The organism is Thalassotalea sp. G20_0, from assembly GCF_017744175.1.
GTDB lineage: Bacteria > Pseudomonadota > Gammaproteobacteria > Pseudomonadales > Endozoicomonadaceae > Endozoicomonas.
In genome coordinates, this window is sequence record NZ_JAGHQV010000052.1 from 24,631 (window position 1) to 33,566 (window position 8,936).

Genomic DNA, 8,936 nt, shown 5'->3' on the forward strand with positions numbered 1-8,936 from the left:
CTCAAAAAATATAATAACTTGGATAAAAATTAACTAGATAACAAAAAGGAATATTAATATGCTGAACTATATCAAGATAAAATCTCTTGCCCTGGCCCTTCTAAGTACCTTTGCCCTGATCAGTTTCGCATCAGAGCCAATCTTTCATGGACAAAGTCCTGAATCTGAATCCTTTGCGGCAAAGCTTGGCATTGAACGCCAAGTGTATTATCCATCTGAATCCCAGCTATTTGCTTACTACGCCCATGTTGAAGCTGAATCCATGGCAAAAGTGGACAGCGCCGAAGCCAAACTGGTCCATCATCAAATCAACCAGTTGATTGCCGGTTTTACCCCCCGGGAGCCGGATGCAATACATTTGCACCTCGACCACCAGCACAAGGATAACGGCCGGTTTGACGAGTTGTACGATGTATTGCAGGCAAAAGCAGAGGAATTGGGACTTACTGTGTCTTTACGGGAAAATTCCAATGCCAGCCCTTCCCAGTACCCACCCATACAGCGCTCCAGTGTTCTGGAAATCATGCTGGGAAAACCGGAAACAATGAACACATTGATCAATTACGCGGCCGACACCTATCAGCAGTACCTGGCAACAGAAAAACTGAATCCGGCAGATTCATGCCTGTTTGTTCACCCCCAGTACACTCCGGACGAGGGTAATCCCGCAGAACAATATCTGTTCCATTACCAAGGGGATATCATGTTGAGCAATCCAGTCAACTGCGCTGTTTCCCACAACTATGCGATCAATCTGCTGAATAGATTACTGAACATGCAAGGTAGATAAAGCGCAAATCATTAAAAGTGAAAAATCAGCGCTATTTTAACAGACAGGCCAGTCCGGACATCCGGGCTGGCCTGTCACATGGAGTCAATGAGTTTGACGGGCTGTCGTGCCTTCGCACTCCGTTCGTCCTGAGCCTGTCTCCGAGTAGAAGAGGCCGTTACCGACCTCAACCCTCAGTCGAGCCACCCAAGGGAACCACCCCCTCAGGACTGAGTCGAAGGAGCCACCAATTGTAGCTCCAAGTCGAGTCAAGGGAGATACGAATTGTAGCTGGCAATCATGGGCTGCGGACTGAATCTTTTTTGATCAGTTACACGTTCCTCCGTGGGAATGCATACACTGCCTATCCGCAGACTCCACTGTTCACTATTATCTGATACCTTAAGCGGGCCCGGTATGCACTGCCACGCAGAGTGAGGTTGCGTCAGATCAAAAAGCAGTTAATGGAACCACATGCGTTGCGTTTATACCTCCGAGTGCTTGCTCCTGTCCCCATGGGCAGGTGCTTTCTGACTTCGTTGCCTACTCGCTGGAATGGCCTCCAGTTCATAGGTATCCGCCACCGGCTCAGACGGCACCGGTAGTACAGATCGATGCCCTGGCACCCCATCGCAATCCATAAGCCGGTATGTGCCTGACCAGCGTTGGTAATGGCGGTAACTGCACGCAACCCCAAAACACAACAGCACCAGGCCGGCTCCCACGGCGATACCGGTTATGGCACCAGCACTCAGGGAAGATGCCAGCGGTGCCACCGTGGCGGTCGACAGCGCTACTGCAGTGGTCATTGGCGCAGAAGCAGGCGTTCTGGAAGAGGTCATGGTGGTTCCTGATATTGTGGGCACGGTTTCCCAGAACGGTGGCGTGGTAACGGTTGGCTGTGCCATCGTAAATGGTCCAAAAGGCGGACCGTCCAAGGTTATGGTTTTCCCTGATACTGTGATCTTGACCGGTGCCGACGTGACGGTTGACGGTGCTATCGCTGCGGACGATGTTGCAGAAGAAGCTGTTTCGGAAACAGGTATGGTGGTTGACGGTACCATCGCTGTGGACAATGTTGCAGAAGAAGCCGTTTCGGAAACAGGTATGGTGGTTGACGGTGTCATTGCTGCGGACAGTTTCGCAGAAGAAGAAGCCGTTTCGGAAACAGGTATGGTGGTTGACGGTGTCATCGCTGCGGACGATGTCGCAGAAGAAGCCGTTTCGGAAACAGGTATGGTGGTTGACGGTGTCATCGCTGTGGCCAGTGTCGCAGAAGAAGCTGTTTCGGAAACAGGTATAGTAGTTGACGGTGTCATCGCTGTGGCCAGTGTCGCAGAAGAAGCTGTTTCGGAAACAGGTATGGTAGTTGACGGTGTCATCGCTGTGGACAATGTCGCAGAAGAAGCCGTTTCGGAAACAGGTATGGTGGTTGACGGTGTCATCGCTGTGGCCAGTGTCGCAGAAGAAGCTGTTTCGGAAACAGGTATGGTGGTTGACGGTGTCATCGCTGTGGCCAGTGTCGCAGAAGAAGCTGTTTCGAAAACAGGTATGGTAGTTGACGGTGTCATCGCTGTGGACAATATCGCAGAAGAAGCCGTTTCGGAAACAGGTATGGTGGTTGACGGTGTCATCTCTGTGGGCAATGTCGCAGAAGAAGTCGGGTCGGCATCAACTATTTCGACGGAGAAGAAATCACTGCTGAAACTGCTCGACATGCCTAACTGGTCAAGATACGTGTGGTTGGATTGGCAATTCGGGAGCAAGAGCGGATGAGCGACAGGTTTACACACATTATCCAGCGGACAGGTGTGATTGTTAAATAGCACATCGTCAAGGTAGGTATTACAAACCTGGTAATGCTCACTGACGATACGGGCTGTCGCTTCATCATCACTGGCTTTGATACTGGAATCAACCGCCGTGGTCTTGTTAACGGTACTATCATTAATAGACTCCCCGGCCCCAATACCAGCATTTGCCTCACTACCGGTCGTTGTCACATTACTTTTCACTGCCAGGGTGTTGGCAACGGTTGCACCACTGACGAATCCTGTGCCGATAGCTGCATAGGCATCATTACCGGAAGTTTTGACCCGGCAATCCACCGATGTGCTGTTGGTAACGGTGCCATAGGTAGCTCCGGCTCCGATGCCTGCCCCTCCATATTCATCTTTGGTTTCGATTTCGCAGTTCAACGCTGTGGTGCGTGCAACGACGCTGCTACTTTCTTGAATAAATCCCGCTCCAATACCGGCATTGGGCCCCCAATCAATCAATGAACCGAAGGTTGTGACATTGCAGCTCACTGCCGTCGTGTCGGTAACAGTGCCATTAACGACGTGACCAGCCCCGATACCGGCATATCCATCATCACCCAAGGTTTTTAGCTCGCAGTTTAACGCTCTGGTATCAGCCACACGGCCATTTCGAACAACCCCGGCTCCGATGCCTGTTGCTCCATATATACCATTGGTGCTGATCGTACAGCTTACTGCTTTGGTATTGGTCACACCACCAACAACATTCCCCGCGCCGATACCCGCATAGCCACGATCACCAGAAGTTGCCACCGTGCAGTTCAGTGCCCTGGTGTTGGTAACTTTTCCACGGGAAATGTTTCCCGCTCCAACAGCAGCACTTGCAGAATAGCCCTCTGTTTCAACGCGGCAGTCAACCGCTCTCGTGTCGGCAACAGTGCCTTCTTCAACATAGCCTGAGCCAATGCCGGCGTTCCCACCCGATTTACTGGAGGTTTTGACTGTGGAGGTAAATGCCTTGGTGTTGGTAACTTTTCCACGTAAAATGCTTCCTGCTCCAACAGCGGCATCTGAAGATTTGCCCGCTGTTGCAACGCTGCAGGCAACCGCTGTCGTGTTAGCAACAGTGCCATCAACGTACCCTGCCCCGATACCCGCGGCTGCAAAATTATCGTAGGTTTTGATCTCACAGCCCTCGGCCGTCGTGTCAGCAACGGTTCCGCCATCGACCATTCCTGCACCAACACCGGCATGGGCATGCCTGCCTAAAGTTTGAACCTTGCAATTCACCGCCATGGTGTTGTCAACCTTTCCTTTGGCAATGCCTGCTACAACTCCCCCATGGGCTTTAGGGCCCGAAGTTTCTACATGTGCATTTTCAACCCAGATATTACTGATCGTGGCATTTTCAGAAATTTCACAGGCCACCACTGCCGCCGGGCCTATGGAGTTTATATTGGCATAAGTAAAGCGCAGGTGATCGACACGGCCTTCACCGGCCAGGTTTTTTATCAGGCAATGTCTGAGATTACCGATGGTATTATTTTCGCCATGGAAGATGCCGGTAAACGGATGGGTCTTATTACCGATGGATTGCAATTGGCGGCCATCAATATACGGAACAGCTTGCCGGTAAGTGCCATTGCGTGGATAGCTCTCGATACTGCCAATCTCGCCCAGGGTTTTGGCATCCGCCACCGGAATCGGCTCGCTGCCACAGGCGGCCGATGGTGCAGGACAAGACAGGTCGGGAAAGGGGATGGCGGATGCCTTGGGCAGGGTTTCGACAGAGAAGAAATCACTGCTGAAATTGCTCGACATGCCTAACTGGTAAAGATACGTGTGGTTGGATTGGCAATTCGGGAGCAAGAGTGGATGAGCGACAGGTTCACACACATTATCCAGCGGACAGACATCAGGAACAGATAGCACATTGTTAAGATAGGTATTACAAACCCGGGTATTATTACTGACGATACGGGCCTTTGCATCTAAACCCTGGGCTTTGATCCAGGAATCAACCGCCGTGGTATCGGTAACGGTACCCCCCCTATCCTTATGAACCTGTCCTGCCCCAATACCAGCATCTGCCTCAGGGCCGGTCGTTGTGACATTACTGTTCACTGCCAGGGTGTTGGCAGCGGTTGCATCCATTCTAACGTATCCTGTACCGATAGCTGCATGGGCATCAGCACCAGTAGTATTAACCTTGCAATCCACCGCTGTGCTGCTGGCAACGGTACCACCATAGGCAGCTCCGGCTCCGATGCCTGCCTCTCCAAGTTCATCTTTGGTTTTGACCGTGCAGTTCAACGCTGTGGTGCGTGCAACGACGCTGCTATCTTTAATAGATCCCGCTCCGATACCGGCATTGGCCCCCACACCATCATTGAACTCATTGAGGGTTTCGACCATGCAGTTCACTGCCGTCGTGTCGGTAACAGTGCCATTAACGACGTTACCAGCCCCGATACCGGCAAATCCCTGTTTACCCAAGGTTTTTAGCTCGCATTTTAACGCTCTGGTATCAGCCACACGGCCATTTAGAACATCCCCGGCTCCGATGCCCGCTTTGCCCGCTTTGCGCGCTTTGCTTTTTGTACCGTCGGTGCTGACCGTACATCTTACTGCTTTGGTATTGGTCACAGTGCCATCAGCAACATACCCCGCGCCAATACCGGCATGGGCATTTTCCCCCGATGTTTTGACGTGACAATCCTTCTCTGCGACGGTATTAGTAACAGTAGTACTCTTCTCAACCTGCCCACCCCCGATACCCGCGCTGGCATCTCTACCGGCGGTTTTCACCTTGCAGTTCACTGCTGTGGTCCCAGTCACGGTGCCAGCTTCAAACCATCCCCCGCCGATGCCAGCAAAACTTTCATATCCAGATGTTGTCACTTTGCTGTTCATTGCCGTGGTGTCAGTAACATCGGTCTTGGTAGAATTTCCCCCGCCGATACCGGCATAGCCACGATCACCAGAAGTTGCCACCGTGCAGTTCAGTGCTCTGGTGTTGGTAACTTTTCCACGGGAAATGCTTCCCGCTCCAATAGCGGCATTTGCAGAATAGCCCTCTGTTTCAACGCGGCAGCCAACCGCTGTCGTGTCGGCAACAGTTCCTTCTTCAACATCGCCTGAGCCAATGCCGGCGTTCCCACCCGATTTACTTTTGACTGTGGAGTTAAGTGCCATGGTATTGGTAACTTTTCCACGGAAAATGCTTCCCGCTCCAACAGCGGCACTTGCAGAATAGCCCTCTGTTTCAACGTGGCATTCAACCGCTGTCGTGTTAGCAACAATGCCATCAACGCCAGAAACGGACCCTGCCCCGATACCGGCATTGGCACGCGGGCCTGAAGTTCGAACCGTGCAATTCACCGCCATGGTGTTGTCAACCTTTCCTTTGGCAATGCCTGTTACAACTCCCCCATGGGCTTTAGGGCCCGAAGTACTTACATGAGCATTTTCAACCCGGATATTACTGATCATGGCATTATCAGAAATTTTACAGGCCACCACTGCGGTCGGGCCTATGGACGTTATATTGGCATTAGTCAAGCGCAGGCGATCGACACGGCCTTTACCGGCCAGGTTTTTTATCAGGCAATGTCTGAGGTTACCGATGGTACCATTTTCGCCATGGAAGATGCCGGTAAACGGATGGGTCTCATTACCGATGGATTGCAATCGGCTACCATCAATACACGGAACAGTTTGCCGGTAAGTGCCATTGAGTGGATAGCTCTGGTCACGGCCAATATTGTCCAGGGTTTCGGCATCCGCCACGTCAATCGGCTGGTCGCTGTCAGGGGTGGCCGATGCTGCCAGGCCCACAGCAGCAAGACCGGACAGCGCCCCCAGCACCGCCGTCGCCAGATGACCAGACCCGGGCGCTGTGCTGGTCGGTTTACGATGCTGCTGCGATGAGTTCTGTTGTGTGTCTTTTATTTTATCGCTGTCGTTTTCCTGGGTTCCGTCCAGGGTATTGTCCGGTAAAAACGGTACTACCCCAGACTCCCTGGATACATCCAAACTGCCCCATCGTCCCTGTGGCTCTGTAGACGGTATTGTTGCAAGTCGGGAGTCGCTGGCAGTGCCGCCTCTGGGCACAGTCGGTGGTTGTATAAACATTACTGCCTCATCAATACTTCGAACGCTTTTTCTCAAAAACATCCTGTGTCGTGTAAATCAACGAATAAGATATAAACACCAATATTTACTTGCTGATTCAAATTCTTCGTGAACAACATAGCTCAGAATGCTAAAGACGTTATGCCTATATTGAAAAAGTCACAGAAAATACGACGTTGGTCACGCCCTGATGTGCAGGATTTTCAGAGCCAGAAAACCTCAGGAGAAGTTCAAAAACCTGGCGGAGTGCCACTACCGCCCGGTGATAATTTCAAAAGACACAAAGAGCACAAAGAAGAGCTTTTCTTTTCCTTTGTGCCCTTTGTGCCTTTGTGGTTCAAATTCAAATCTCTCAACCGTTACCAATCCTCATGTTTGCGGAGCTTTTACGCTTAAGTCAGTGCCATTGGGGCAGACTCCCCTACTTGTCGAGATCGGCTTTTAATGGGTTAGCGTGGCAGACAGATGATGGGTTGACGTCCTTAAATAAGCGCTTACCAAGCGGTTAATGAAACCACATGCGTTGAGTTTATACCTTCGAGTGCTTGCTCCTGTTTCCATGGGCAGGTGTTTTCTGACTTCGTTGCCTACTCGCTGGCATGGCCTCCAGTTCATAGGTATACGACGCCAGCTCAGACGACGGCGGTAGTACAGATCGATACCCTGGCAACCCATTGCAATCCATAAGCCGGTATGTGCCTGACCTGCGTTGGCAATAGCGGTAAATGCACGCCCCCCCAAAACATGCCAGCACCAGGCCGGCTCCCGCGGCGATACCGATGATGGCACCAGCACTCAGGGAAGATGCCAGCGGTGCCACCGTGACGGTCGACAGCGCTACTGCCGTGGTCATTGGCGCAGAAGCAGGCGTTCTGGAAGGGCTCATGGTGGTTCCTGGTATTGAGGGCACGGTTTCCCAGAACGGTGGCGTGGTAACGGTTGGCTGTGCCGTCGTAAATGGTCCAAAAGGCGGACCGTCCAAGGTTATGGTTTTCCCTGATACCCTGATCACGGTTTCCTTGACCGGTGCCGGCGTGACGGTTGACGGTGCTATCGCTGTGGACAATGTTGCAGAAGAAGTCGGGTCGGAAGCAGGTGTGGCGGTTGACGGTGTCATCGCTGCGGACAATGTTCCAGAAGAAGCCGTTTCGGAAACAGGTATGGTGGTTGACGGTATCATCTCTGTGGACAATGTCGCAGAAGAAGCCGGGTCTGAAGCAGGTGTGGCGGTTGACGGTGTCATCGCTGCGGACAATGTTCCAGAAGAAGCCGTTTCGGAAACAGGTATGGTGGTTGACGGTATCATCTCTGTGGACAATGTCGCAGAAGAAGCCGGGTCGGAAGCAGGTGTGGCGGTTAACGGTGTCATCGCTGTGGACAATGTTCCAGAAGAAGCCGTTTCGGAAACAGGTATGGTGGTTGACGGTACCATCTCTGTGGACAATGTCGCAGAAGAAGGCGGGTCGGAAGCAGGTGTGGCGGTTGACGGTGTCATCGCTGCGGACGATGTTGCAGAAGAAGCCGTTTCGGAAACAGGTATGGTGGTTGACGGTGCCATCGCTGCGGACGATGTTGCAGATGAAGCCGTTTCGGAAACAGGTATGGTGGTTGACGGTGTCATCGCTGCGGACGATGTTGCAGAAGAAGCCGTTTCGGAAACAGGTATGGTGGTTGACGGTGTCATCGCTGTGGCCAGTGTCGCAGAAGAAGAAGCCGTTTCGGAAACAGGTATGGTGGTTGACGGTGTCATTGCTGCGAACAGTGTCGCAGTAGAAGAAACCGTTTCGGAAACAGGTATGGTGGTTGACGGTGTCATCGCTGCGGACAGTGTCGCAGAAGAAGAAGCCGTTTCGGAAACAGGTATGGTGGTTGACGGTGCCATCGCTGCGGACGATGTTGCAGAAGAAGCCGTTTCGGAAACAGGTATGGTGGTTGACGGTGTCATCGCTGCGGACGATGTTGCAGAAGAAGCCGTTTCGAAAACAGGTATGGCAGTTGACGGTGTCATCGCTGTGGCCAGTGTCGCAGAAGAAGCTGTTTCGGAAACAGGTATGGCAGTTGACGGTGTCATCGCTGTGGCCAGTGTCGCAGAAGAAGCCGTTTCGGAAACAGGTATGGTGGTTGACGGTGTCATCGCTGTGGCCAGTGTCGCAGAAGAAGCCGTTTCGGAAACAGGTATGGTGGTTGACGGTGTCATCGCTGTGGCCAGTGTCGCAGAAGAAGCTGTTTCGGAAACAGGTATGGTGGTTGACGGTGTCATCGCTGTGGCCAGT

General features: G+C 52.3%; 4 protein-coding genes. 3 read left to right on the plus strand and 1 reads right to left on the minus strand.

The features are described 5' to 3' along the window. Positions 1-58 precede the first annotated feature (58 nt). Positions 59-790, plus strand: coding sequence for a hypothetical protein (locus J7438_RS21510; RefSeq protein ID WP_209278168.1), 732 nt, complete (start codon positions 59-61; stop codon positions 788-790). A 464-nt stretch (positions 791-1,254) separates the two neighbouring features. Here J7438_RS21510 and J7438_RS21515 read toward each other — a convergent pair whose 3' ends face one another. Further along, positions 1,255-6,699, minus strand: a complete 5,445-nt coding sequence (locus tag J7438_RS21515) for a hypothetical protein (RefSeq protein WP_209278169.1) — start codon at positions 6,697-6,699, stop codon at positions 1,255-1,257. 72 nt (positions 6,700-6,771) lie between these two features. Here J7438_RS21515 and J7438_RS21520 point away from each other — a divergent pair, with 72 nt between their 5' ends. Together J7438_RS21520 and J7438_RS21525 are read left to right on the plus strand one after the other, a co-directional pair. Next, on the plus strand, positions 6,772-7,059 hold the full coding sequence (locus J7438_RS21520; protein WP_209204814.1) for a hypothetical protein: 288 nt from the start codon (positions 6,772-6,774) through the stop codon (positions 7,057-7,059). 383 nt (positions 7,060-7,442) lie between these two features. Then, positions 7,443-8,936, plus strand: a 1,494-nt coding sequence (locus tag J7438_RS21525; protein WP_209278170.1) for a hypothetical protein, incomplete at its 3' end; no start/stop codon positions are given.